The organism is Anaerobacillus sp. CMMVII, assembly GCF_025377685.1.
Lineage (GTDB): Bacteria > Bacillota > Bacilli > Bacillales > Anaerobacillaceae > Anaerobacillus.
The window spans coordinates 1-25,196 of record NZ_JACEHK010000013.1 but is presented as its reverse complement, the minus strand read 5'-3'; the positions used below and the strand labels follow the sequence as shown (position 1 = coordinate 25,196).

The window sequence follows — 25,196 nt, the reverse complement described above, 5'->3', positions numbered from 1 at the left end:
TCTCACGATATCATATGAAGAACGTTTGTTTACTTTTCGACTTAAGTAATTTTTAAAAAGCAAAATAGGAACAGATACGCGTTTTTCGTACTAGCTCCTGTAATAGGTCAATTCTCGTGATTCAATCCCGTAGAACAATCATAAAGCACCGTCACTGTTTTTCTCTATAACTGCTTCCTCTTTATTTCATCTAAGGTCCTACCACTCCTATCCTTCCAATCTGTCCAACCGTTACTAGCACTTTGAAGGACGAATGTTGATGCTGCTGAAGGGGTGGGAAATGGTTGGTCCTTCAAAAAGATGTACCTTCCATCCTCTATCCCCAATATTTCTTCTTGAATAAAATTATGTAACTTTTCATTATGTCTCTCTAATTGCCTTTCAAATCCTGGCAGTGGGCTACTCGCCATTTTAGAATTTTTGTAAACCACAAAGCCATCGTCTGTCCACTTGCCAAACGCTTCAGCATCCCTACGAGTGCAATAGAACATCTCATTTTCTTCTTCATCAATTACTTCCTCATTATTACCCCTAAAGCTTTCAAATATTGGGTAACCAAGTGTGCCTAGTAATAGGCCTATTGTTTCGAAAATATCTAGTAAGTCCTCCTTTCGCCACTCTGGGATAAATGGATTTGTTGGTAGCGTTTGGTTAATTACATATCGGCCTGCACTGACGGCTTCTTGATAAGCGAAATGTTCTAAGAACTTAACATCGGCCTTTGTAAATTGATTTTGGATATTATTTGTGACAACCAGTACAGCTACTTCCCAAAAGTCTTTACTACTATTGTGTTGCTTCAATCTCTCATATCCGACCTCTGCTTCCCCTATATAAGCCTCAGTTCGAGTTTCTTCATCATTGTTTCCGAACAGGAAATATAAAGCCACATTATTTACCTCAGGTCGTTCTTTCACACTTTTTAACAAATTTCGCGGAATTAAGATGGCTTGTACAGTCCTATTTGTAACCCCCGCTATTTTAACACCCCTAGGATTTCCATCAGGGAGAAAGATCTGAATTGTTTTTGCTTTGCTTCTTTCCATAAATTTCACCTCTACTAACACTTCCTTTTCTTTCCATTATATCTTAATTACCCCGCTATCGGTAGTACAGCTACGCACCTAGGTGAAACCCCTCTTTATATGTATATAATTTTTGTACCCTTGTCCCCCTTTTCCCACTTTCGATGTATTTATTAAGTGAAGGAGGTGATAAGCATGGAAAACATATTGCAAACAAGGTTAACACTTCATTTTTACGGTGGTGTTGATGGTGAAGGTAAAGAAATCTTTAAAACAAAAACCTTCCCGAATGTTGACAACACAGCTAGTAGTGAACAATTGAAGCGAGCTGCTCAAGCGTTAGCTTCACTACAACAATACACCTTAGAAACAATCACAAGAAACAACCAGTACGATATCTTCAACTAATCTATAAAAAATAAGCCCTTGAACGGAGGTGATTAGTAATGGCGAAAAAAATCGAACTTATCTTCAAAAATGAAGCAGGAAAAAACGTCGTCCTATCTTTGGACAACCCTTTTGAACCAGTAAACCCAGCATTAGTTGCGCAAGTAATGGAACAAGTGATTGCAGAAAACGCATTTATCTCATCTGGTGGCGCACTAGTTAGCAAACATGCAGCAAGAATCGTCGAACGAAACGTATCTGACATTCAAATCTAAATTGTAAATAGGGGTCTGACCCCCGGCACGTTAAAGCTTCAAAGTGCCGGGGGTCATTCTGTAACTACTTTGATTTACAATATTACTTAGAAAGGAGCATACAAATGGAAATGTGGATCCCACTCATTAGCGAATACGGATTTCCAGTAATGATCACGCTCTATCTTCTCTATCGAATTGAGACGAAGCTCGATCTATTGAATGAATCCTTTAACAAGCTAGCAATGGTCCTACAAGGAAATTCCTCAACTGATGAATTGAATAAACCTTTGAAATTGAAAGCATAACAAATGATCGACTGTGACCACCTGCATTTTCTTGTTTGTTTCATGAGTAGCGCTATTGCACTTCTGTGAAACATGTAAGTACAACAAGGATATTCGGTTGTCACAGTGAATTAACAAGGTATTTCAGAGCAATTAACCTATCAAACTTTCTTTATTGTATTCATGGTATCCATTGTTAGTTCGGTTTGTATATTTGGATTGTATAATAAAGGGGCTCAAGTTCACGTTAATTAACCTGAAGTAAACCGTACCAATCGTACAAAATACACTATAATATCTAAAAGAAGGGTTCACTTTAAAAAGTGAAAAACCCTTCTTTCTTAATTTTATTGCAACCTTATTATTATGGAGTCTAAGCATGCAATAAGTCGTCCTAAGTAAAAAAAAATCCAAAAAAAATTTATGGCGTTACCTTTTTTAAAGGTAGCGCCATTTAAAAGTGTGAACTACCCGCCACTTAATTTTCTAACGAAAATTTGAAGTGGGGGCTTCCTAAGTAAAGACACCTATTGGTATCTAGTTGATTAGGCGATCCCTGTCGTCCCGACAGTTAATCGCAATGCTTCATTACGAAGATTCATTCCTGCGTTTACATCTCTTTGGTGATAGCTCTTACATGATGGACATTCCCATTCACGCAACGCCAGATGTTTCACGTCTTTATTCTTGTAGCCACAACACGAACACAGCTGACTACTTGGAAAGTTTTTAGCGACTATTACTACTTGTTTGCCATACCACCTTGCTTTATATTCAAGCATTTGACGAAATTGATACCATGAAGCTTCACTAATGGCCTTAGCAATGTTCTTATTCTTTGCCATGTTTTGAACCGAAAGATTTTCCATTCCAATGATGTCGTGGTTTTTGACAAGATTGGTTGATAGTTTGTGTAGGAAGTCTGTACGAGCGTTCGTAATCTTTTCATGAATCAGAGCAACCTTTTTTCGTTGTTTGTACCAGTTGGATGAACCGGTGTTTCGTCTGGAAAGGATTTGTTGTGCCTTTACTAACTTTTGTTCAAGCGAATGAAACCATCTTGGATTTTGATAGACAGTACCATCCGAAAGAGTCGCAAAAGCTTTAAGACCGACATCGACACCGACAGATGAATGGGTTTCAGGCAGTTTTTCGACCTTTGCTTCTACTAAAATACTAACGAAGTATTTACCGCTTGGATTACGTCTAATCGTCGCGTTCATAATACGACCATTGACTTCTCGACTTTTCGCAAAACGAACGAGTCCGAGTTTTGGTAACTTGATGTAACGATCCAAAACCATGATGTTCCCATTGGTTTGTTTTGTGGTGTACGACTGAACCTTGTTCTTCTTTGACTTAAACCGAGGAGCGTTGGCTTGTTTTTTGTAGTAGCGAGTATAAGCATTATTTAAGTTTTCTACGGATTTTTGGAGAGAAATACTATCAACTTTTTTTAGAAATGGGTACTGTTTCTTTAACAAACGAACCCCTTTTACCGAGTCGTATTTTTTAAAGAATTCACCTTTCCAAGCATTTGTAGGAAGCTGCCCGGATTGCTTCATTTCTTCCACGATGTACCAATAGGCATCTTTCTGTTTTTGCTTGGCAAGGAAGAAGTTAAACACGAAACGCGCACATCCAATGGTCTTATTGATGAGCTCTAGTTGTGACTTTGTTGGGTAGATACGAAATTTATAGGCTTTCTTTACAACCATATTTTCACCTCACTCTCTAACCATATTATACCACAAAACACGATCGTACGTTCTTTTTTTGTGAAAAAAATAGCCATTCATCCCCCACTTACTCGTAAACTCCTTGAAGTGGGGGGGCTTCTGGCCAAAAATGATAAAAAATCCACTAGGAGCAATTCTTAAGGAAAGAAGTTCTTCATAGCCTATGTTAAGATAACTAGTAACTCTAAAAAATTTCAATGTAACGAAAATCGCATATTTTTCATAAATGATGGTAAACGAAAACTTATAAAAAAATTTTTTTACCCGTATCTTATTTACCTCTTTATACGTTTAAGATATGAGAGGCACAAAGGAGTGAAGTTAATGCATGTAACACCAAAATACAACAGGCTAGAAAATGCCGGAAGAAGCGGTCTTGACGATGCTCAGTTTGAAGAGTTATATACAAATTTGAGCAAGTATTGTCAGTTCTTAACCCGAAACAAATGGGATGGCGAAGATTTAGCCCAAGAAGCATTTTATAAAGCAATTAAGCATTATGAACAGAAAACGGAACTAAATCCTCGTTTACTGAAAAAAATCGCCTATAATTCATGGATGGATATGCTACGTAAAAACAGTAAAGAAACAATCACTGCGGAACTAGAAAACTTAGAAGGAGAACCAGGATTAAATGAGATCACCTGTGATGTCATTGAAGAGCTTGTTTCGAAGTTGACGCCTAAACAGTTGGTTATTTTGACATTGCGTGATGCATTTCAATATAAAATCACTGAAATTGCTGACTTAATCCAAAGTTCAGAGACGGCTGTAAAAGCAACACTACATCGTTTGAGGGCTAGGTTGAAAAAACTTTCCAAGGAAGAGAACGCATTGGATATATCGATCACTTGGACAGAACAACTAAAAAGGCAAGTGGCAAATGCGCTTTACCATTCAATCACGGTTCAGGATCCTGAGTTGCTATTGAAGGTGGTTCCGATCGTTTTCTCACAAACGCCTGCAACTTTTTCAAAGCCGAAAATGCAACTACAGACCAAACATGTGCGTACGACTTCCACTCCTCCAACTTGCCTCTCACTAGCAGCATAATTAAATGTATGGGAGGAATTTAAATAAATGACTACTATTCCTTATGTGATTGAACAGACTAGCCGTGGTGAACGTTCCTATGATATTTATTCCCGATTACTAAAGGACCGAATTATTATGGTCAGTGGTGAAATCGACGATCCTTTGGCAAACAGTATTGTCGCCCAGCTCTTATTTTTAGCTGCCGATAATCCGGATAAGGGAATTTCGCTCTATATTAATAGTCCGGGTGGTTCGACTACGGCAGGTTTTGCGATTTTTGATACAATGCAACATGTAAAAGCAGAGATTACAACGATTTGTACGGGAATGGCGGCATCATTTGGGGCAATGCTGTTACTAGCAGGAACAAAGGGGAAGCGGTATGCTCTTCCGAATAGTGAAATCATGATCCATCAACCACTAGGGGGAGCCCGTGGCCAAGCGACGGATTTGGAGATTTCTGCAAAGCGGATTTTAAAACTTCGAGAGCATCTAAATAACATTATTGCAGAAAGAACCGGTCGGTCTGTGGAAAAAGTGGCCGTTGATACAGACCGAGATTTCTTCATGAGTGCCAATGAAGCAAAGGAATACGGGATTATTGACGACATTATAAAGTAGAGAATATGAAGAGTAAGGGAGGGCAAATTCCTCCCTTTTTTCTGTCTGCTCTGCCTCTAAACAGTTCTAGAGGTATCACACTTTCGATGTTTTTTGTACACAACTGACTTTCATCTCAATGCATGGCATGCAAACTCCATTAGAACACTGTACTCGTCCCCTTGTCTTCTGGGATCGAAATAGTGAATGTCGTTCCTTCGTTCATTTTGCTATTTACCTTTATTTCTCCTTTCATTGCTTTCACAATACTAAAAGCGACCATGGTTCCTAAACCAGTACCTTTTTCTTTATTTGTGAAAAAAGGAACTCCTAAACGGGCAATTTGCTCCGAAGACATTCCTACTCCAGTATCTGTCAGCTGTATAAGTACTTTTTCATTTTCTTTGTTTACTTTAAACTCTAGCTTTCCACCGTTTTGAATGGCCTCAATAGCATTTTTTGACAAATTAATTAAGCATTGATGGAGTTGTCTTTTGTTTCCTAAGATATAGCTCTCATTACTGAACAATTCTTTTTTAATAGAGACATTTTGCATTAATGCATAGGGCTGCATCACATTCACAACATAGTTCACTTCATCGGTAACATTTAATAATTCAAGTTCAATATTCTCATGCGGTTTTGCAAAAGTAAGATAATCTGAAATGATCGATTCTGCACGGTCCAATTCTTGAAGGGACAAGTCTAAATAGGAATTTTTCTTCTCATCATCAATTCCTGGACTCTTGAGTAGTTGGATAAATCCTCTTGTAACTGTTAACGGATTTCGAACTTCGTGAGAGATGCTAGCCGCCATTTCACTAAGGCTTTTTAATTTTTCATTATGATATAGTTGCTTTTTCATTGTGTCAATTGTAATTAAGTACTCAAGAAAATAAACAGAAAGTCCCATTGTTAAAGTTTGTGCTACAACAAAGGTAGATAAAAAAATAAATGGAGCGTGAAAGATAAAACCAAATAATGTCTGACAAGTAATTAAGCTAATAATAGCAACTAGTCCAAGCAAAGCCATCGTACCGCTAATTTTTGTTCTGAGAGAATATGTATGATATTTTGGTATTAATAAAAATAGTAGAATAATCAATAATAAAGTACTATCAAAGAAGGCAATATAAATACCTGCGCCGCCTAAATAAAATCGGTAAACTAAGAATACAACATAAAGGAAAATAGCAACCTTTTTTCCTCCATAAAGGGCTCCTAATACAAATGGAATGTACCTTAGATCAAATAAATGGCCTTGATAGTTTGAAATTGGGAAATTCATACATATGATAATTGAGAAACTAAAAACGGTAGCTAGGATGATGTTTTTGTACTTTGAGTCTATATTGATGTAAAAGATTTGGAAAATTAAGATTGGTAATAGAACAAAAAGGATATTAATAAGTAGACTTTCCAAGAATAGTACCTCATTTCCTTGTAGTAAGCTTAATCATACCATATAAAAGGAATTATTTAGTAGTTTAGTTACTTGAATGAAAAGACTAGGAATAGCAAACGAAGGATTAAAGTAATGACCAAATCGCTGATTTTTTTATTTCTATTACACTGAGGGTAAAACAAAGATTAAATCGCTTCTGTAGAAGTAGCTATACTGTTTGTTATTGTGCTTGAGAAACACAGGTGTGAAACAAGATTTTTCAACAACCTCTCCCACACTCTTGTCATCCTCTAAAGAAGTTAATGGCTGTACCCAAAATTCCACTATCGTCTGGTCTTCACTAAAGGGCACTACTTTATTAAGTTTACCTAGCTCTAACTCTCCATTTTCAAAGTACTCTAGAGCTGCATACTTTAGCCACCAATATTTTAAGGCTGTCTTTGGAGCTGGTTTTGCTGTTTCACGTCAAATCGAAGCCTTAGAAAAACACTTTAAGTTACCTTTATTTTATCGGACGAAGAAAAAAGTTGAGTTAACGGATGCTGGCAGACAGCTTCTTAACTATGCCATACAGATCATCTCATTAGCTAATCAAGCCGAAAAGGCACTATCTTCACTTACGAATTTAGAAAGTGGTGAGCTATCTGTAGGTTGCGGGACTACGATTGGTACTTTCGTTATTTCAAATCTTGTTATAGACTTTCAAAAAAAAATCCAAATATAAAAATAAAGTTAATGATAGACAATACAGCAAATATACTTGAGAAACTACTAGATAATAAAATTGACTTTGCCTTCATCTCTAAAAAGATGAATCTCTCAAAGTTTAACTATCAACCACTATTTCAAGATAAAATAAGCGCCTATTGTTCAATAGAGCAAAAAGAAAAATATAAGGAAATAACTTCTATTACACAGTTAGAAAATGAAACGCTTCTCTTTAGAGAACATGGATCACATACTAGAGAGTGTGTGGAAGAATATTTTAATAAGATACAATTTACTCCGAGTAACATTTTTGAATTAAGTACAAATGAGGCAATAAAACAAGCTATTTTAAATAACAACGGAATTGGCTATCTTTCATCTACAACAGTCCGCATAGAATTAAAACATAACCTATTATTTAAACTACCGTTTACAGAGGAATGTCAAAGAGAGTTTTCAATCATTTCACCAAAGGGAAAACACACTTCACCCATTATGCTTTATATTCAGCTCTTTTTTAACGAAAAACATAAGAAGGTTTTCATAGAGAGTAGAAAAAGTAATGGAACTCGTAATTGACACTTACTTTAACATTCTAGGGAAAGGTATTCTTTAGAAATCTACGAAGGTTCTGTGGGTAATATTAAATGACCAGTAAAGAGGTTTGACCTAATACTGGTCACTGAATGAATTTACATCATTTGTGAGGGTTTGATATAGTTTTTGCGAGGTATTCTAGAAGAGTCTTTTTAAATTTCCAATTTCTCTTTCATTACGAGCGGTCTTTTCCCAAATGAAATCTTTATCTCTTTCAAAGCTTTGGAAACGGTCAATGAGTTGTTCATGCCTATTTTCATTTTTTTGTTCAACCTCATTTAACTGTGACTTAAATTCTAGTTGTTCTTTCTTCATTTCTTGTTGTTCTACACTTAACTTTCCCACCATTCCAATCAATTGAGAGAGCATATTTTCAATTTTATCTAATCTTTGTTCGATCATTTCATTCACCTCCTCTATGGACAAATTATACTATCTTACAGGCTTTTTTTTCATCTCGAAATCATATGAAAATAGTTACCGTAATTATTTTAGTGTGTCTTCAAAAAATTCGGAGAAAAAAAACTTAGAGGCGTTTAGAAATCAACCGCCTCTTGTAGAAATAGTTATTGTTGTTTTGTGAAACAAGATTTTTCGAGAATTGCTGGGCACCGCAAGCGATGATTACTCATAAACCCCTAATTACTGAAATAAAGTATCCAATATAAAACCATATATATAATTACAATTAAATCGATGCTGTTCGTTTACTAATGTTTAAAGAAGATTGTTTGGTTCTTGAATTTACGTTACTAAGACCACGTTAGGTCTGAAATAGCGTAATCAAGAATTCGTACCATTACTTATCTTTAGGAGGTACACGATGAGATTTTCTGGGGTAGGGTTAGTTATGCTGGCCGCGATTTGCTGGGGCATTAGTGGTGGAATTGCCGCTATTTTAATGAACAAGGGCTGGGATCCTATTGTGATTTCACTTTACCGAGGGGCTGTTGGATTTATATGTTTTTTCGCGTGGTTTCTCTTTCGCTTTAGAGAAAATTGGATCTTCTCTACTCGTTTATACATATGGTCCCTATTGGCGGGTCTTGGTGTTGCTGGAAATTTCACTTTTTATTTTGTAAGTATCCAAGCCTCAAGCATTGCTGTTGCCGCCACTTTAATGTACACCGCACCTTTGTTCGTCCTTTTAATATCCTTTTTATTACGAATAGAACGTTCGACTTGGTTTAAATGGGGCTGCATTTCCAGTGTACTTATGGGGATTCTCCTGCTTACAGGTGCCTACAATACCGATTCGATTACAGTGAGTTTTCTAGGGATGGCAACGGGGCTTGCTTCTGGACTTTCCTACGCTTTATTTATATTCGGGTTTAAAAATGCCTCTTCTATCGGAAAGCCGCAGACCACCTTAACTATCGCTTTTTTATCACTTTGTCTCATCCTATTTCTTTTTACTGACAATGATGAAGTAGCTAGTGTGGTGACGTCAAGCGACATAGGATGGTTTCTTCTATTAGGGATCGTGGGTGCTGGAGTTTCATTTATATTTTATATGATTGGCATTCGATGGACTCCCCCGACAACTGCTTCGATGGTTGCTATGGTAGAGCCTGTGACAGCTTCATTATTTGGCGTTCTGCTTCTCGGAGATCATTTGACTATCATTCAACTTCTTGGAATGGTGCTCATCCTGGTTACGATCACTGTACTTAGTAGGAAGCGTCCGACTGAAAAAGTTTATGACCATCCAGCAAACTAATTAATTTGAGCAAATGGTTTAAGTGTAATGGCATTTTTCGGTAAAAAAACTTAGACGGAACAACTAACACAATAAGTTAGTTGTTCTCTTCCCGAAATAACTAAGCCTCGTTGAAAACAGTAAGGCTATTTCGCAAACTTTGTTGCTCTTAGGTCGTCTTTTGAGAATACATAAGCTTTTGGGAAAATATTTCTCCCTATGGCTTGGCTTAGTTACGGCCTAAAAGCTAATAGCAACAATGTTTTAGAAAAGAGCGTTAATTAAAGATTTATTTATAATAAGCAGGAAATTCCCGATTATCGACTCAAAATCTCAATACTCAAAGATTTCTGCATATGCTGAATATACATTTTTAAAACCAAGTTTATCAAACGCTAATTTTGATCGTGTTATATGAAAATATTGTGTGATCACATAACAGATTCTATATTCTAATCCTTCATTATGGCTTTCGTATTTTCTGCGGTCATACACACCTTTTTCCACAAACCATTTCTTCACGCTCTTTAAATGTTACCCCCTTTCTCGATACACATTAACTTAATAGATAATCTTAAATAAAACTAAATAAATCAAAGTTTTCATTAATTCACAACATTGTCAAACTTCTTATACCTTTGACTGCCTTTATTAATTTATCCTAAATTTGACATTAAAATATACAGCTAACTTTCGGCAATGTGTACCCACTTACAGAACTACTGATGTTTTATTTTTGCTTTTAAAAATAAGGAGTGGAAGATATGGAAACCGTTGAAAAGCAAGTGTTAGTCAGCTCTCAAAAACAAACTGTGGTCATTCCTTTTAGTTTTACTCATATCCCGTTAAAAAAATTGGCCCTTATTAACTTCAAGAAAAACGCTGATAGCAAGTACCTTGGTCTTGAACCACAGTACTTGGATGACAAGGTGATTGGCAAAGGCTACAGGGTGATTGCGTATCGTAACGATGGCTATGTCGATGTTTACGACGATATGAGCTTGAATGATAATAAAGACGACAGTTTTGATGTAACCGGCAAAGGCTTATGTGAACGGGTTAAAGTAGAGATTAAAAATACTCGTTTTGAAAAGGTAGATAACCGCGTGTTTATTTCCTTTCAGTTTACAGATAAGTATAGAAGAAGCATTGACGTGTCTATCGTCGAGAACTCAACGAAAAAAACAAAAGGGTTGAATCTATTAGCTCCCGTAGGTTCAAGCACGAAAAATCCTTCTTATTTACCTTTATTCTTTCTATATAATTTTGATTTTGTCCGAAAGTATAACACAACTTTTCAAATCCACATTGACGGAAATACCATAAAGGCAGCTAATTTTCCTGTACCAATGCCTAAGGATTTTCAATGGCGTTCTTATACTCGTTACAGTGATGACTGTCAAATCATTGAATTTGCGAATGAGACAATTGGTGTTCTTGAGGAATTTATCCCCAATGATAACGGAAAGGTCGTTCGTGACGACGGTTTGGAATATGATTTTTCTGAATGCGGCTGCTTGAATAAAATTGCTCTTAACCAAGGAAATCACCCTCTAACGGTAGTTTTTACCAACGGTTTTCCAGATGTACGGAGTGTTTCAGAAGATAAAGTATACAAGGATACCTTTGAGATCAGTGGAGAGATTGAGATGGGGGTTGTATCAGGTGATTACTCTGTAAAACGTGATGAAAATCGTGTCACTATTGAATTATTCCCTAATGGAGGATGGAAGCCGAAACCTGATTCCCCTTTCACAAAACTTTTGTTTAAAGAAAAATCAATCTTCTGTAGCTGGCCAAAAACATACAAATACACACAAGTGGTGGATTTAACAACACTAGAATCCAGCTCCAACTGGGTGAAAATATGAAGCATCAGGATAGTTCCGTACAACGCCAAATAGAATCAGAAAGTCATAACGTTCGTGATCAATTAAGCATGCGCAAGGTACTTCTGCTTATTTTTCTACCAACTTCAATATTAACTATAGTTTATTTATTGGTAGGTCATGTAATGGGCGATACGCTTCCAACCATTTTAATATTTCTACTCTTAGCGATGATCATTCTCTTTCCCATCCAGCTTTTTGTTGTCGTACAGTCAAGTAAGAAAGAGTATGGAAGTTATTCATTAAAAAGCGCATTCTCCAATCACCAAAAACTAAAATGGTGGAAGGTCTTACTATACGCTTCTTTCCTTTGGGGGTTTGCAGGTCTTATGAGCGTCACCATTGCCCCATTGGAAGTTATGCTTTTTGCGCCGATTTCAGAGCAAATGTTCAACATCTTACCACCGTATTTTGACTGGGTAAATATCGATTATGGACAAAACTATTCAAGGAACATTTTGCTGCTTACTTGTGTTATTATTTTCATCCTAAATGTCTTTATTGGCCCAATCGTCGAAGAGTTATTTTTTCGAGGTTATCTTACATCAAAAATGAGTAGATTCAAAAACTATACACCATTGATCGTAACAGTATTGTTTTCTTTGTACCATTTATGGCTTCCCTTTAATAATTTGTTTAGGATTATTGCATTTTTCCCTGCATTCTATTTAGCTTGGAAAAAGAAGAATATTTACATTGCCATCGTAGTTCACTGTCTATGTAATGCCGTTTCGACCATTGGTTTCATCGCTATTTTGTTAGGTTGATAATAGAAGGCTCATTTCACACAAGGGGAAGTGAGCCTTTTTCATTATAGTAACAATCATCCGTTTCAAGACGAATAAACTTTCCTGTCTCATCAAAATGAAAGATACCCGTAACATCTATTTTCTTTTTAGTAAATATTGCTATTGCAGTTACTAAATCCATGGATTGCCACTTAATATAATGTTGTAATCTATAGTTAGAGATAAACGATATTTCTTAAATTATGTAATTAAAGCGGATTTTTATTTCTTTTCCTTTGGCATTCACAACAGGACGTTCTGGGAGAAAGCTTCAGTACGATAAGAAGAAGGGAACCAGGGCTCAGTAGCCCTAGTCGCCTTCTTCATTTCCGAATTTATTTTGTCTACATTAGAGGTCGCAACGCACTGGCACCACAAGCGATTTATTCCAATGAAAAAGAAGCTAAACTAGCTCTACCGTTTCCGGTATACGTAAAATACAAAGCATGTATTCCATCTGGAATTGTAATCACAGAAGTATATTCCGTCCATACATTTGTAAATTCAACCGGGATTTTAGCCAGTGCTTGACCATCCCATGAAGTCTTTACCTCAAAAGCACCATTGCAATATCCTCTAACTTTAATTTTAATCGTCTTTATATCCTTACAGTCGAAATACTTAAATCCAACTGTAGCAGAATCTAGCATATTGGCAATATAGCCTATTTCCTCATCCCCATCTTTTCCATCCTGAGTAATCTTAGGGAAATGACTATCCATCCATACATCTCCTGAGTACTTTTCCTCTACACGGTAGAACAAATTGCATGCCAGGTAGGCTGGATACTCTCCACGGCCTATTAGTGCTCCGCCGTTCGGACCACATGAAGTCATCTCTACTTGTGGAATTGTCCCATCGTTTAATATTTCAATTGGTTCCATACATCCTTGGCGGCAGAAGTTAGATCCATTAGTATGTCGATGATAAAAGATATACCATTTATTATTTATTTCGACGATACTACCATGGTTATTTCCGCCGTAAAACATCGGTTTGTCGGCAGGTTTATATGTGTCAATGTGAAGATCATTATTGCTCACAATGACCCCCTTATATACAAAACCTTCCGTAGGGCTTTTGCTCGTAGCATAACAAAGTTCATGGAAAACGATAGAGGAATAAATAAAATAATAGGTATCGCCGATCTTCCTCATAGAAGGCGCTTCAAAGAACTCATGCCCTTCAAAACTACTTCCCTCACTATAAGGTTCACTCGGAGCAATAAACACCGGCTCTTCTAGAATTGTAAGCATATCCGGGCCAAGTACTGTTGCCATAGTCCCTTTTCTCGACTGGTCTCCAATCGCACAAAATCCAGTATATAGATATGTTTTTTCCCCTTCAGTCAATACTCCAGGATCAAACTGTGGTTCATCACCCTCTCTTTCCCCTAGACGAGTACCATCAGCATATTTTACGTATCCATAAAATTGATACTTTCCTGCTGGCGTATCACAAACGGCCACTGAAACAATTGATACTTTGTCTAATACATAGTACAAGTAATATCTTCCATCTGGACCAAGTGTAACATCAGGAGCATACAAGCACATATGTCCAGTCTGATTTAATGGATCATCTGTTTTCAAATAAATGACACCTTCATACTTCCAGTCAGACAAATCATCAACAGGTGCAGACCAACATACATAATCATTTAAGCAATATACATGACCATTAAATCGGTCATGTGAGCCATAAACATAGACTCTGTCGTTAAAAACATGTGGTTCTCCGTCTGGGATATACTCCCATGAAGGAAGGTAAGGATTTAGCCCTTGTCTGATCATCATCATTGTCTCCGTTTCTATTAATCTATATTTCCAGTCCGTAAAGCTTACTTTTACAGTAGACTAACTTATTGGATTGCAAAAAGCATAAAATCCATTTCTACTCTTTTTAGTATAGCAATACAAGGAAGAGCCATGAAGAATGTCCTGCAATCCTCTATAGTTTTTTAATTACATAGTAAACTTCTTCATGTCTTGAAAGCCCCGTACGAAGAAACCTGAAAAACAAGAGGAAAGAGCATCATTAAAGTTGCTCATAAACGCGAGCAACAATAACGTTTGATATTCAGCTTTCCCTTAACTGTAGTCCGGATAAAGTTCCCTTAAATCACTGATTAAAAGCGGATGAATTTCAACCTCAGGTCTGATCTTCTTAACCATATTAATAGCTTCTTCTATATTTTTTGCGATACCAAGTTCTATTAAAACGCCTACTGCCACACTACCTGTGCGACTTTTCCCACCCTTTCAATGAAGGACAACTTTCTTCCCTTCTGTATAAGCATTCACTGCATGTTGTATTCCTTGTTGTAAAAGTTGAGTTTGGTTCGAAATACCGTCTTCTAATGGAACTCTAAGTCTTTTGACAGAACCGTAATCACTATCTCCTTGAGCCTCTGCACGTAAATCCAAAACAATGTCTATTTCTTCATTTTCAATTACAGACTCTACAGATTTTAAGCCGCATATAAACATTCCATTGAGTAAAGTTTGGTATTCATTGGTCATATTTATCACCCTCCATCCATTTAATATAAACTATATTAGCTAAAAAGATGAATTTATCCAATTCTTTACTTCTACTCTTTTCCTTTGTCTGTTTCACTTTGCTCGCTTTGGTTTGGCTGCTAATTACTCCAATAACTTCGTAGGATAAAAATTAAGAGGCGTTAAAATAAATCGCCTCTTAAAGAAATAGTTATTGTTGAATTTGGTTGTTTTGTGAAACATAGGTGTGAAACAAGATCTTTCGAGGAGTGCCAGGCACCGGAAGTCAAGCTTTGATGAAACCTTCCTGCAATCCCTTTTGTAAAAATGGGCTCGGTTCTCCTACGCTGTAAAGAAACAAATAATGCATAGCTCTAGTGCAGGCAGTGTAGAAAACTCTGCGTAAGCTCTCATCACCGTATGCAAGCTTAGATGCATCATAAATGATGACGGCATCGAATTCGATCCCCTTGGACAAATACGTTGGTACTACTACAACTCCTTGCTCATATTCACTCGAGTTGCTCTTTAAGAGTTTTATTTCATCAATGCCAGACAAAGCTTCATAGGCAGTCATACTTTCCTCCGCAGATTTGCATATGATCGCAATACTATTTAGCCCAAGATTTTGTAATTCCGCGACTTTGGAAGCAATGCTGCTGTGCAATTCTACGTGATCGGCGACTTGGTTAAGCACGGGTTTCTCGCCTTCACGTTCAAAAGGAACAATCTTATCTCCATTAGGAACAAGTCTTCGTGTAAATTCAATGATTGGTTTGGTAGATCGGTAACTTCTTGTAATATTGATCAATTTCGTTTCATCCAATCCGTAAAGGCTGCTAAGTGTGTTGAAATCGACCATTTCATTAGCATGGGCGAATATCGCCTGATTAAAGTCGCCAAGCACTGTCATCTTTGCCGCTGGAAACAAACGCCTTAAAAACTCAAATTGAAACGGGGAATAATCCTGGGCCTCATCAACAACAATGTGTTTGATCGAACTGTTCGTTTGAAATCCTTGGATCAGCTCTTTCAAAAGTAAAAACGGCGTAGCGTCCTCGTAAAATAGTTTATCTTCATCTAGCATTTCTAGCGTCGTTTGACAAATTTCCGTCCACCTTGCTGGTGTTTCCCCGATCAAACGTTCGATCTCGAGCGGATCAAAAAAGAGCTGCTTATACATCCCCTTAAAATCAATGAAACGAAATGCTCGGACGCGTTTTTGTAACGGCTTCAATTTTTGGCGAACAATCAATTGGGCAAGCGCCGTTGGTTCCATCTCATAGTCTGCAATCGCCTCTCGTTTAAAGCCTCGTTTTTCCGCTAAGTAACGATGTGCCTTATGGTATTCTTCGTTGCTAAGCAGCTCGATTTCATCCTGTACCCATGACTTATTTTTTTCCACCTTTTGGACTTCTCTTATTTTTCCAAGTAGCCAATCCTTCAATTTTTCAAGTCGATTATGAAAGCGGAGAAAGGTATCATGACTGTAAAAACGTTCTGCTATTTGTTGTGCAGTAACAATCGGCTTCCCTCTGAAGGTAATGTCCTTAAATTGCATTCCTGATAATTCTAGTGACTGTCTATAGGATTGGATCGCCTCAAAAAATCGAGTAGATGCTTTAAATCGGATACTGATAAGCCTTGACCTGTACGAAGGCGTAGTCGTCGCAGTTAAAACATATTCCAATTGCTCGTAAGGATTTTCAACTTGAAACTCTTCACCCAGACGATGATTCAAGTATTCCTGAAATGTGACCTGTTGCATATTCTCTTCACCAAGTTCTGGCAGTACATTGGACACGTAACTACTAAACAAGGAATTAGGAGAAAACAGAATGATTTGGTCAGCATTCAGATGATCTCGATATTTGTAGAGCAAATAAGCAATTCGCTGCATCGCAGCCGATGTTTTCCCACTTCCTGCTGCACCTTGTACAATCAATAGCCTCCCGCGGTCATGACGGATGATCTGGTTTTGCTCTTGTTGAATGGTCGCTACGATATTGTGCATTTGTTTGTCGGTACCTTTACCCAAAACCTGTTGTAAAATCTCGTCTCCAATGGTGAGACTCGTATCAAACAGCGATTGAAGAACACCTCTACGAATAAGGTATTGCCACTTTTTCTCCAAGACACCTTCAATTGTGCCTCCAGGTGTTTCATATTTGGCCGGACCAGGCTGGTAATCGTAGTAGACGCTTGAGACAGGAGCCCTCCAGTCGTAGATCAGGAAATCTTCTCCATTAATATCCTGAAGGGAAGAGATACCAATATAGAATTTTTCATCAGTTGCATTTCCTTCTTCGACAAAATCAATCCTTCCAAAATAGGGAACCTCTTGCATTCGGCGCAGCGTGGATAAACGCTTTGAGGCATGCCTATGAGTGCTTTGGCTAACCGACAGAGCTTGTGCCTCTTGCCGTAAGCCGATAATAGTCTCAAGGTAATCATCAAAGGTATCCGTACTCACCTTGACTTCATCCCAAAAGTGCTTGCGGATCTGAACCACTTCGTTCTTACTCTTGGCAGTTTCGTCTTCCAATCTGTGTATTTCCTCCGTAATTGTCTCCATTACACGGTCTACTCGTTTTTGCTCCTGCTGAAGTTCCGAATTCATCCAAACACTCCTTACATAAACTTTTGATAAAAGGGTTGACTAATGCACCAACTATAATATATAATTATAATAGGGGTAATATAGTTTAATTAACCACCCTATAATATACACCTATATAAAGGTACCATAATATCTTCTTTTTTCAATGTATTAAATTTTATTAAGGCCTATCTATAAGTCATAAGCTGAAGCATTTTTAATTGAACGATCCTGACATTCAATATATGAGAAGAGTAGTATTTAACGTTTTGACGTAAAATACTACTCTTCTCTTTTTTATATACAGTATCACCTTTATTTCGCGAACTTTGTAGTCTTAGGTTGGCTGCTTAACCGAACTGCTAACAGCTCAGAGATATAATTATTCTTTCAAAATCGGAATCCAAATTCCAATCACGGCGACGGAAAGATCAATCGCAAATGAATACATAGAACTATTGACTCCTCTGATCATGGCTTCAATACTCCAATCGGAAAAAATTAATAAGCCGCCTCTTGAAAAAATATCTATATGATAGGTTTGTGAAACCTACGTGTGAAACAAGACTTTTCGGGGAGTGTTAGTGAAGTTCTTTCCAAAATTAGTCTTTTTCACTTATCTTGGTTTTTCGTTCCAACTTTTCAATTTGTTTTATGCTTTTCTCAGGTGTTGGCAAATCTTCTGGCATCGTCCCACCAAGTTCATGTATTGTCTGCCTCACTTTTGCACCAACTTCAAAATGAGTTTGGTTAGCATTTATTTTTCCTTTTATGTTATCCCTACGCAATTTTTCATCCGTTTGAGTAGCTCGAAAAAGATTAGCTGCAAGCTCTGTACTCCCCATATGATCCAAAATTTGTTGATTTTTCTTTAATTCTTTTCTCTCATGAATTTCCTTAGCACCTAACCCGCCATAAAGGCCTTTATAACCGTGATTTTGAAAAACCGCATAATCTATTGGTGTATTTACTCCTGCACTTTTGGCCGCTTCTGCTAATGATTTATTGTGTTCTTTTAGCTCATTTCTAATTGCAAGACGTTTTTTAGTTTCATTCATTGTTTCGAATTGCTCTTGTAATTCTTGTTTACGTGTTTGTACAGCAAAGTACGTCTGTCCTATCGCTATTACCTCTTTCTTAGGATCAGCATTTTGTACGATTAGATAACAAGCATAACGAGATAACATGATATCATTAACCTCACGTTTTGCTCCTTTGCCCAAATCGATCATTTTGTTGACTTCAACAAAATGATCAGAAACATCATTCCCACTGCCATCACATGCTTCTTGTGCTTTCTCTATAACTTTTATAAAGTTTCTCCATTCCTTATATTGTAATATCTTTTGTATATCTCTTGCATACCAAAAGTCGTCACCAAACTCATTTATTTGTTTCCAATATTCAAACGTTTCATTATTATATTTTTCAATATCCGACATTAAAGTTCCCCCTACAAATCAGCTTTTCCTATCTTATATTATACGAAACGTATGTTCGATCGTAAAGTATATTTAACCTAATAAATTTGTGTATTTTTTTGACGAGCTTCTAAAAAGAACTAAGAATAAGTTCACTTTTTCCTTTTTTGAACTTACTTGATAATGATATTACAAACTAGTGTTATTGAAATTTCCACTTGGACCTCCCCACCGTGTAGAGCCCTAAAATTATTGAGAACTGAGTCCTATAAAGCTTTTCAACACTTCCCCAAAATCTGATCAACAACCTCCCCCATACACTTGTCATCCTTTAAAGAAGTTAATGGCTGCACCCAAAATTCCACTGTCGTCTGTTCTTCACTAAAGGCTCTACTTTATAAAGTTCCCCTGGTTCTACCTCTCCATTTTCAAAGTACTCAAGCACTGATTACACTTGTCTTAGTGTCAAAATAATGCAACTTACAAATTTGCAAATTAGTTGAAGCAACACAGGACAAAAACGGCGGGATCTCCCGCTCTACTTTTGAGAGAATGCTGTGAAATACAAAACAACTCCGGATCCTCTCCATCCACCATACAACTCTTGAAAAAGGCGCCTTCTCTCACAGCATCTATATCTCACCGTTTTGACGGAGCACAAATGGAAAAATTGAAAGAGCGTGAAGAGCCGACAAACTCTACAGCTCCAACGGTTCAAAGCCAAGAAATTCCTACTGAAGCTAATTCTTTTGAAACAAATACAAAAAGAATAAAAGATCTTCGTCCTATAACACTAGAAGATTTAGACTATACATACGTACCAAGCTATGTTCCAGAAAGCTTTGTAAAAGTGGTCAAACCATTTTTTGATCGAGCAAAGGATATTTGCCAGTTGTGGATTCGGGCATTGTTTGCTTATCGAAGCCAAAGGTTAAGTGACCCTATCGAACGATTCTTGCCGTCGATCATTAAGGTTTTAAAGAGGCTGTTTACCAGTGGAAACGAAACAAGATCAACTCTGGTTTTATTCAGTATTACTACGGAATTGTGTTGGAATGTTGGCGGTGGAGAATAGGAAAATTATTGTAGAGCATAAGTTGAATACGAGGCATTGGTTGTATAGGTAGTGGTTAAAGAGAAATCAGTTATTAGATAAGGGCATCACTACCTATACATTTAAAAGAGGCGTTATATTGCCAACGCCTCCTAAAAATAGTTATGATTGTCAAACATAGGTGTGGAACAAGATTTTTCGGGGAGTGCCGGAAGAACGACAATATGAAGTCAGTTTTGTCCCAAAAAACGACTAATCAGTTTCATTAAAAAATGTTAAAGTGCACCATAGATGACAGAACGCAATCTCGGTTGGTGATAGCCTTCTAGGTTAGGTAACATTTGCTGCATATAGACAGCTGAGACTTTTTCTTTTGGGTCAATAGACACCCATGTACCTAACAAACCTGACCAACCAAATTCTCCAAGTGAACTATTCGCCCCGCCTAATGCCTGATCAACCATGACTCTTATACCTAAGCCATAGCCGTACCCTGAGAGATAATTCCAATTATAGTTTTCACGATTTTCTGGGCGAAGATGATCCGTTGCCATTAAATCGATTGTCTTTCTTCCAATGATTCGCTCACCATCAAGTGTCCCGCCATTTGCCAGCATTTGAGCAAAGCGACTGTAATCATGAAGTGTAGACAGTAAACCACCACCGCCACTCTCAAATTTCGCATCGGCTTGAATATTACTATCCATTGTTGTGTTCTTTATAAATTTCGCTTGATCATCACGATTATAGAAGGAGCAAAGACGATCCTTTTTTGATTCTGGAATGCGGAAAAAGGTATCCTCCATTTTCAAAGGTTCAAAAATCTCTTCCTTTAAAAATTCCCCAAATCTTTTACCGGTTAGCACCTCAATTAACGCTCCTAGCACATCATGACTTAATCCATAATGCCATCTCGTTCCGGGATCAAAGGCTAATGGGATGCTAGCTAAAGTCTGAGATAATTGACGAGTTGTCCTTTTTTCCCCTCTTTGGTCTATTTCCATTAGAACTCTCGCCACATGACGTTCGGTTTCATTCCCTTCTCCAGGATACGTTAACCCTGAAGTCATTGTAAATAAATCTTTTACCGTTATTGACCTTGATGCTTTAGTGGTGTAAATTTCTCCTGACTCAGTTTCCCGATACACAAGTGGATTTTTGAATTCAGGCAAATATTCTTCTAATGGATCATTGAGTAAAAACAGTCCTTTCTCATATAACATGAGTGCTGCTGTACAGGTAACAACCTTTGTCATCGAATAAATACGGTAAATCGTATCGCTTGTAATTTCCTTTTTCGTTTCAAGATCTGCATATCCGACATAATCCTCAAACAGTCTTTCTCCTTCACGATGAACTGCTAATGCACATCCAACAGGACCTCTTTCAACAAAGCTTCTTAAAAGAGGCTGTAGCTTTTCTTGTAAATGATTCATTACCCACACTCCTTGATTCTTCATTACAATAGTAGAATTCTCTATTTACTAGTGGAAATCCTTTCCTCTAATAAAAGGTCTTGAAGTTTAAGTCTGAACCAAAAAGGTGGAATTTCTATTGAATAGTATCGTTGTAAAGACTTTTACTTTGTTTTGTTAGTTGTTCTTCTTCAATATAAGTCCCGTAGAGTAGTATTTTTTTCGGATTAGTATATCATTAGTTATTGTTCTTTTGAAAATAATTTATTTCTATTAACCGTAATTGGCGGTTGTTCCATCCAACCATGTTCTATCATGATATTTGCACCGTCTTCAACATATAATGAAACATCTAATAAACAACGTGCATACAATGCCCCTACATCCCTTCTTCCATTGAGTGAAGCCCCTTTTGCATATTCTCTAATTTTCATCGAGAACATATCAAATTTATGAGCAACCATTAGTTTATCGGAAAATGGAGGTATTGTAGATGCAGTTACCATGTGGTCTAAGAATGAAGGTGAAGGTAGATTATCCTCATTTAGTTTTTTCGACAACATTTCTACATGTTTTTTATTTATATTTCTTCCACGTTCTAAGAACTTTTTTACTTTTTTATGTTTTGCTACTTGGTTAAATCCAACAATGAGTGCCTTACTTGTAATGTCGTTGTTAATATTATCAAATAAATGTCCAATTTCCAGTCCATGAAGTGGTCTAACATCCCCTATATAACCATTCAAAAAATTTTGTTTCTTAACAAAATCAACTTCATTTGGGTTCGGTACTGCTGGTGCATTCATTAACAACCCTTTTGACTTTAAAATATCTTTTGTTTCGGTCATCAATTTTACTGTATCGCTAAGACTTTTAACAAAGAAATTTTCTATATCTTTTCTGGTTACTATGGAGATTGCAGCAGAATAAATACTCATTCCTGCTTTTCCTGCGTAGTGTAAATAATAAAGATAGAATTCATCACTATACAGTCTTGGTGCATCTAAATTCACTTCTTCCTCTGTAAATCCTATTGGTATAGGAAAATTTGCTCTTTCAAGAATATCTCTTATTTCTTGTATATAAGTTTTAGCCAAATTTAAAGCATATTCCAAAACTTTTTAATATCCTTGTCATCCACATGGTTCAGATAATAACTAAGCACACATTTTGCCATTGTATTCCCAGTATAAGTTGCCCAAAGTTTTCCCATCTCCGCTGATGTTAAATTTGATATATCTGTATTCATATCTAAAAATCTCCATTCAACAAATTCTTTTTAAATATTATGTGCTAAATTTGATAGTAAAATGTTTTATTCAGTAATATATTTCTGAAATTCACATTTGAATATAAAGGTTCTTAAAGTAAATACTAAACCGAGTGTTTATATCAACACTCTAATTAAATGTGGAGGGATGTACTTTGAATATTCTAATTAGCCTTGCCCTATATTTAATAAAAATGGGTTTTAAGATAGCATTCTTATTAAGTGATTTAATCACTCGGTTAAATTCATTGGTAAGAGTTCCTTCTTTAACATAATATTCAATCAGTACATTCGATTTCACGTTGCATAGAGAAGGTGAGCATTTAAGTGCTCACCTTTTTTGGATATTACTGCCTCATTAGTTATGTACATTCTTTTACAAAGTTCTGTTAAAAATGAGGAAGTTTATTGCATAGTAACTTAAGTCTACTACGTAACACAATAGTAAATCTCCCCTTTGCAGAAAGCTATCAAAACTGAAAGTAACCAGCTTTGGTTGCTTTTCTTGATGAACATTAAAAGTCTACTGCGGAATACAGTAGTTTTTCAAGGTCCCTTTGCAGAAGACTGAACTTATATATATTAATCACAGTGACGCCCCGAATTTTCTTGTTTCATAAGCACTCATTGTGAAACGAGACTTTTCGGGAAGTGCCAGCCACCGGAAGTTAATAAGAAAAATTAATTAATGTTACATAAATAATCGGGGAGGCGTTTTCAAGAAGCTTCTTCCAAGTCTTAAATTTTATATTTAAAAGTAATAATATCATTACCATAGCAATATGCTTCATGCACTTTTGTCCTTCTGCTGAACTTTATCAATTACTCCTATAAATCCAACTACACCTCTTGTTACTAAAGATTTTATGGTAATACTTATGAACGTGTGATACCATTCCCACCCTTTATTCCATTTGATTAAATTTGTCTTCCTCACTGCCCAATATTCAATAAAAAACATAGGGATTGTAAAATAAAGTAGTTTATAAAAAATGGCGAAAGGCTTGTCTTTTTCAGTAAATTGATTATATAGGATTGTAAATGTTGGATAAATTAATAAGTCAAATAGTATATGACTTTTAAATACTTTTGGAAAAAATCGAACTGGATATTTTACTATTTTGTAGGATGCAAGAAAACTGTCAATAAATATATTGGTAACTGCATTAAATAAATATGCCAAAACCCAATCCTTAATCGGAGGTTTCCTAAATAGTAAATACAACAAACCAATAGATGTAACAACGGTCGTTACTCGTAAGAATAACTTGTCGAATTTATTTCCCCTCATGAAGCATTCTCCCTTCTTTGAATATTAACAGTTAATTGTGCTAAACTACTTCCCTTGAAGCACCTCCTCTAGTTATTTAAGGTGCATCGTTTAAGCAATTTTAATCAGGATATAACAACCAAAAAATACGAAAGAAATTATCCTTCAACTTTTGCAACACCTAATGCTAGATGTTCCCAAAGAAGCTCTTCAACTTTCTCAACTAAATCCTTTGGACACTCTACGACTAAAACAACGTCTGCCTTTTTTCCTTTTACAACCCTTTTTCTTTTATGAACGACCTTAAAAATAATATAGTCGATAATGAACCCTAGTAAAAAACCAACTGCTGCGCCAATTAACCCCCAAAATATTGGACCCCACTCTAAAACAAACCCAACACTTGCTCCAATTACAGCAAAGGCTGTTCCAATAGCGGCACCTTTATCAAACAAGCTAATACCATCTGCTCGGTGAAGAGTATCGAACAATCTCCTTTCTTCAACGCGGTTAACGAGCGGTACAGCAAGTATATTCTCTTTTTTTACGCCTACTTTCTCTAAAGATGTGATGGCTAACTCCAAATACGCTGAGTGCTCAAATGTAGAGAAGATTTGCATTTATTTCACCTCATCTACTGTAATGGGAATTTTAACACGATATTGTTGATATTTTTCTTTTAAAAATTTTCGTTGTTCACTCTCATACAATTTATTATTTTCGACAGTATTTACATAGGAATCATATATACTGAAACATACATGCGAAGGGATAAACAACAACCACTGTGGGTCCAATACTTGGGTTGCTTGAGTTATTTCCCCTAAAAAAAGATATTGGAACGCAACTAAAATTCCTGAAAAGTAAACAAATATAATCATAAAAGCCATTGTAAAGATTGCGGTAATTACTCGATGAATATAAAGCTGACCTAGACCAGGTGTAAAAAGAGACCAAATGATTGCCATGATCGGTCTTCTTTTATCTAAATAATTAATTTCTAAAGCACCAATGGTATATGAGTTGAAATCGGCATTTTCGCGTTCGGCTAATAAAAAAACTTTATTCATATCAACGGACGTACGGTAGCTGTCCCAAACCCCATAAATATAAACTGGAATATACAAAAGCATCCATCTAGGTTCAAGAACTTCTTTAGCCATTTCAATATTCCCAGTAAAAGAGTAGACCATTGCAAGATTTATATTTGCCATATTGTTCACGAGAATTTCCCATATGAACAAGCATACCCT

General features: G+C 36.5%; 26 protein-coding genes and 1 pseudogene. 11 read left to right on the top strand and 16 right to left on the bottom strand.

Annotation, left to right across the window (positions count from 1 at the left end; translation table 11 throughout):
• Window positions 1-164: 164 nt before the first annotated feature.
• Window positions 165-1,046: a GIY-YIG nuclease family protein gene (locus H1D32_RS16695; RefSeq protein ID WP_261179412.1), complete on the bottom strand. Its 882-nt coding sequence runs from the start codon at window positions 1,044-1,046 to the stop codon at window positions 165-167.
• Between the two features lie 174 nt (window positions 1,047-1,220).
• On the opposite strand from H1D32_RS16695, the gene H1D32_RS16690 reads away from it, so the two are divergent.
• From H1D32_RS16690 to H1D32_RS16680, 3 genes are all read left to right on the top strand, one after another.
• Window positions 1,221-1,433: a DUF1659 domain-containing protein gene (locus H1D32_RS16690; RefSeq protein ID WP_261179411.1), complete on the top strand. Its 213-nt coding sequence runs from the start codon at window positions 1,221-1,223 to the stop codon at window positions 1,431-1,433.
• A 38-nt stretch (window positions 1,434-1,471) separates the two neighbouring features.
• Window positions 1,472-1,687, top strand: coding sequence for a DUF2922 domain-containing protein (locus H1D32_RS16685; RefSeq protein ID WP_261177633.1), 216 nt, complete (start codon window positions 1,472-1,474; stop codon window positions 1,685-1,687).
• 104 nt (window positions 1,688-1,791) lie between these two features.
• Complete coding sequence (locus tag H1D32_RS16680; protein WP_261179410.1) at window positions 1,792-1,974, top strand: YvrJ family protein; 183 nt, start codon at window positions 1,792-1,794, stop codon at window positions 1,972-1,974.
• 524 nt (window positions 1,975-2,498) lie between these two features.
• Here the strand turns inward: H1D32_RS16680 and tnpB are convergent.
• A complete protein-coding gene (tnpB, locus tag H1D32_RS16675) occupies window positions 2,499-3,671 on the bottom strand; it encodes an IS200/IS605 family element RNA-guided endonuclease TnpB (RefSeq protein ID WP_261179409.1) in 1,173 nt (390 codons plus the stop codon).
• Window positions 3,672-4,016: 345 nt separating this feature from the next.
• Here tnpB and H1D32_RS16670 point away from each other — a divergent pair, with 345 nt between their 5' ends.
• Both H1D32_RS16670 and clpP read left to right on the top strand, forming a co-directional pair.
• The gene (locus H1D32_RS16670) at window positions 4,017-4,745 is read left to right on the top strand and encodes a sigma-70 family RNA polymerase sigma factor (protein WP_261179408.1); all 729 of its coding nucleotides are present in this window, start codon (window positions 4,017-4,019) and stop codon (window positions 4,743-4,745) included.
• A gap of 27 nt (window positions 4,746-4,772) precedes the next feature.
• Window positions 4,773-5,348, top strand: a complete 576-nt coding sequence (gene clpP / locus H1D32_RS16665; protein ID WP_261179407.1) for an ATP-dependent Clp endopeptidase proteolytic subunit ClpP — start codon at window positions 4,773-4,775, stop codon at window positions 5,346-5,348.
• 139 nt (window positions 5,349-5,487) lie between these two features.
• Here clpP and H1D32_RS16660 read toward each other — a convergent pair whose 3' ends face one another.
• A complete protein-coding gene (locus H1D32_RS16660; protein WP_261179406.1) occupies window positions 5,488-6,750 on the bottom strand; it encodes an ATP-binding protein in 1,263 nt (420 codons plus the stop codon).
• Window positions 6,751-6,976: 226 nt separating this feature from the next.
• Here H1D32_RS16660 and H1D32_RS16655 point away from each other — a divergent pair, with 226 nt between their 5' ends.
• Together H1D32_RS16655 and H1D32_RS16650 are read left to right on the top strand one after the other, a co-directional pair.
• Window positions 6,977-7,456 carry a LysR family transcriptional regulator gene (locus H1D32_RS16655; protein WP_261179405.1) on the top strand — a complete coding sequence of 160 codons (480 nt, stop codon included), beginning with the start codon at window positions 6,977-6,979 and terminating at the stop codon, window positions 7,454-7,456.
• An 11-nt stretch (window positions 7,457-7,467) separates the two neighbouring features.
• Entirely contained in the window at window positions 7,468-8,019 is a 552-nt protein-coding gene (locus H1D32_RS16650; RefSeq protein ID WP_261179404.1) for a LysR substrate-binding domain-containing protein, read from the top strand.
• 156 nt (window positions 8,020-8,175) lie between these two features.
• Here H1D32_RS16650 and H1D32_RS16645 read toward each other — a convergent pair whose 3' ends face one another.
• Window positions 8,176-8,439: a hypothetical protein gene (locus H1D32_RS16645; RefSeq protein WP_261179403.1), complete on the bottom strand. Its 264-nt coding sequence runs from the start codon at window positions 8,437-8,439 to the stop codon at window positions 8,176-8,178.
• 421 nt (window positions 8,440-8,860) lie between these two features.
• Here H1D32_RS16645 and H1D32_RS16640 point away from each other — a divergent pair, with 421 nt between their 5' ends.
• The 3 genes from H1D32_RS16640 (at window position 8,861) to H1D32_RS16630 (ending at window position 12,392) form a co-directional block, all read left to right on the top strand.
• The gene (locus H1D32_RS16640) at window positions 8,861-9,757 is read left to right on the top strand and encodes a DMT family transporter (protein WP_261179402.1); all 897 of its coding nucleotides are present in this window, start codon (window positions 8,861-8,863) and stop codon (window positions 9,755-9,757) included.
• Between the two features lie 743 nt (window positions 9,758-10,500).
• A complete protein-coding gene (locus H1D32_RS16635) occupies window positions 10,501-11,607 on the top strand; it encodes a hypothetical protein (RefSeq protein ID WP_261179401.1) in 1,107 nt (368 codons plus the stop codon).
• A complete protein-coding gene (locus H1D32_RS16630; protein WP_261179400.1) occupies window positions 11,604-12,392 on the top strand; it encodes a CPBP family intramembrane glutamic endopeptidase in 789 nt (262 codons plus the stop codon). Before H1D32_RS16635 ends, H1D32_RS16630 begins: the two co-directional genes overlap by 4 nt.
• Before the next feature lie 16 nt (window positions 12,393-12,408).
• Here H1D32_RS16630 and H1D32_RS16625 read toward each other — a convergent pair whose 3' ends face one another.
• From H1D32_RS16625 to dinD, 6 genes are all read right to left on the bottom strand, one after another.
• Complete coding sequence (locus H1D32_RS16625; protein WP_396126230.1) at window positions 12,409-12,597, bottom strand: DUF6544 family protein; 189 nt, start codon at window positions 12,595-12,597, stop codon at window positions 12,409-12,411.
• Between the two features lie 199 nt (window positions 12,598-12,796).
• Window positions 12,797-14,206: a family 43 glycosylhydrolase gene (locus tag H1D32_RS16620; protein WP_261179492.1), complete on the bottom strand. Its 1,410-nt coding sequence runs from the start codon at window positions 14,204-14,206 to the stop codon at window positions 12,797-12,799.
• Window positions 14,207-14,503: 297 nt separating this feature from the next.
• Window positions 14,504-14,647: a hypothetical protein gene (locus H1D32_RS16615; RefSeq protein WP_261179398.1), complete on the bottom strand. Its 144-nt coding sequence runs from the start codon at window positions 14,645-14,647 to the stop codon at window positions 14,504-14,506.
• Window positions 14,648-14,674: 27 nt separating this feature from the next.
• On the bottom strand, window positions 14,675-14,935 hold the full coding sequence (locus tag H1D32_RS16610) for a hypothetical protein (RefSeq protein WP_261179397.1): 261 nt from the start codon (window positions 14,933-14,935) through the stop codon (window positions 14,675-14,677).
• Between the two features lie 265 nt (window positions 14,936-15,200).
• Window positions 15,201-17,534, bottom strand: coding sequence for an RNA polymerase recycling motor HelD (gene helD / locus H1D32_RS16605; RefSeq protein ID WP_261179396.1), 2,334 nt, complete (start codon window positions 17,532-17,534; stop codon window positions 15,201-15,203).
• Between the two features lie 581 nt (window positions 17,535-18,115).
• On the bottom strand, window positions 18,116-18,955 hold the full coding sequence (gene dinD / locus H1D32_RS16600; RefSeq protein ID WP_261179395.1) for a DNA damage-inducible protein D: 840 nt from the start codon (window positions 18,953-18,955) through the stop codon (window positions 18,116-18,118).
• A gap of 640 nt (window positions 18,956-19,595) precedes the next feature.
• Between dinD and H1D32_RS16595 the strand changes: the two genes are divergently transcribed.
• Complete coding sequence (locus H1D32_RS16595) at window positions 19,596-20,009, top strand: hypothetical protein (protein WP_261179394.1); 414 nt, start codon at window positions 19,596-19,598, stop codon at window positions 20,007-20,009.
• A gap of 254 nt (window positions 20,010-20,263) precedes the next feature.
• Here the strand turns inward: H1D32_RS16595 and H1D32_RS16590 are convergent, their stop codons facing one another.
• The 6 genes and pseudogenes from H1D32_RS16590 to H1D32_RS16570 all read right to left on the bottom strand — a co-directional run bounded on the left by H1D32_RS16590 (window position 20,264) and on the right by H1D32_RS16570 (window position 25,187).
• Window positions 20,264-21,424: a serine hydrolase domain-containing protein gene (locus H1D32_RS16590; RefSeq protein WP_261179393.1), complete on the bottom strand. Its 1,161-nt coding sequence runs from the start codon at window positions 21,422-21,424 to the stop codon at window positions 20,264-20,266.
• A 221-nt stretch (window positions 21,425-21,645) separates the two neighbouring features.
• A complete protein-coding gene (locus H1D32_RS25065; RefSeq protein WP_314733440.1) occupies window positions 21,646-22,209 on the bottom strand; it encodes a DUF3231 family protein in 564 nt (187 codons plus the stop codon).
• A 24-nt stretch (window positions 22,210-22,233) separates the two neighbouring features.
• A pseudogene (locus H1D32_RS25060) lies at window positions 22,234-22,616 on the bottom strand (DUF3231 family protein); the annotation flags it as partial.
• Between the two features lie 844 nt (window positions 22,617-23,460).
• On the bottom strand, window positions 23,461-23,964 hold the full coding sequence (locus tag H1D32_RS16580; RefSeq protein ID WP_261179392.1) for a CBO0543 family protein: 504 nt from the start codon (window positions 23,962-23,964) through the stop codon (window positions 23,461-23,463).
• A 137-nt stretch (window positions 23,965-24,101) separates the two neighbouring features.
• Window positions 24,102-24,563 (bottom strand): hypothetical protein, encoded by a 462-nt coding sequence (locus H1D32_RS16575; RefSeq protein ID WP_261179391.1) that lies wholly within the window; start codon window positions 24,561-24,563, stop codon window positions 24,102-24,104.
• Window positions 24,564-25,187, bottom strand: coding sequence for a hypothetical protein (locus H1D32_RS16570; RefSeq protein WP_261179491.1), 624 nt, complete (start codon window positions 25,185-25,187; stop codon window positions 24,564-24,566).
• Between the last annotated feature and the right edge of the window lie 9 nt (window positions 25,188-25,196).

Coding starts and splice junctions, on each gene's coding strand:
- H1D32_RS16695 (WP_261179412.1), bottom strand. CDS start 1,046: ATGGAAAGAAGCAAAGCAAAAACAATTCAGATCTTTCTCCCTGATGGA.
- H1D32_RS16690 (WP_261179411.1), top strand. CDS start 1,221: ATGGAAAACATATTGCAAACAAGGTTAACACTTCATTTTTACGGTGGT.
- H1D32_RS16685 (WP_261177633.1), top strand. CDS start 1,472: ATGGCGAAAAAAATCGAACTTATCTTCAAAAATGAAGCAGGAAAAAAC.
- H1D32_RS16680 (WP_261179410.1), top strand. CDS start 1,792: ATGGAAATGTGGATCCCACTCATTAGCGAATACGGATTTCCAGTAATG.
- tnpB (WP_261179409.1), bottom strand. CDS start 3,671: ATGGTTGTAAAGAAAGCCTATAAATTTCGTATCTACCCAACAAAGTCA.
- H1D32_RS16670 (WP_261179408.1), top strand. CDS start 4,017: ATGCATGTAACACCAAAATACAACAGGCTAGAAAATGCCGGAAGAAGC.
- clpP (WP_261179407.1), top strand. CDS start 4,773: ATGACTACTATTCCTTATGTGATTGAACAGACTAGCCGTGGTGAACGT.
- H1D32_RS16650 (WP_261179404.1), top strand. CDS start 7,468: ATGATAGACAATACAGCAAATATACTTGAGAAACTACTAGATAATAAA.
- H1D32_RS16645 (WP_261179403.1), bottom strand. CDS start 8,439: ATGATCGAACAAAGATTAGATAAAATTGAAAATATGCTCTCTCAATTG.
- H1D32_RS16640 (WP_261179402.1), top strand. CDS start 8,861: ATGAGATTTTCTGGGGTAGGGTTAGTTATGCTGGCCGCGATTTGCTGG.
- H1D32_RS16635 (WP_261179401.1), top strand. CDS start 10,501: ATGGAAACCGTTGAAAAGCAAGTGTTAGTCAGCTCTCAAAAACAAACT.
- H1D32_RS16630 (WP_261179400.1), top strand. CDS start 11,604: ATGAAGCATCAGGATAGTTCCGTACAACGCCAAATAGAATCAGAAAGT.
- H1D32_RS16620 (WP_261179492.1), bottom strand. CDS start 14,206: ATGATCAGACAAGGGCTAAATCCTTACCTTCCTTCATGGGAGTATATC.
- H1D32_RS16610 (WP_261179397.1), bottom strand. CDS start 14,935: ATGACCAATGAATACCAAACTTTACTCAATGGAATGTTTATATGCGGC.
- helD (WP_261179396.1), bottom strand. CDS start 17,534: ATGAATTCGGAACTTCAGCAGGAGCAAAAACGAGTAGACCGTGTAATG.
- dinD (WP_261179395.1), bottom strand. CDS start 18,955: ATGTCGGATATTGAAAAATATAATAATGAAACGTTTGAATATTGGAAA.
- H1D32_RS16595 (WP_261179394.1), top strand. CDS start 19,596: ATGGAAAAATTGAAAGAGCGTGAAGAGCCGACAAACTCTACAGCTCCA.
- H1D32_RS16590 (WP_261179393.1), bottom strand. CDS start 21,424: ATGAATCATTTACAAGAAAAGCTACAGCCTCTTTTAAGAAGCTTTGTT.
- H1D32_RS25065 (WP_314733440.1), bottom strand. CDS start 22,209: ATGAATGCACCAGCAGTACCGAACCCAAATGAAGTTGATTTTGTTAAG.
- H1D32_RS16580 (WP_261179392.1), bottom strand. CDS start 23,964: ATGAGGGGAAATAAATTCGACAAGTTATTCTTACGAGTAACGACCGTT.
- H1D32_RS16575 (WP_261179391.1), bottom strand. CDS start 24,563: ATGCAAATCTTCTCTACATTTGAGCACTCAGCGTATTTGGAGTTAGCC.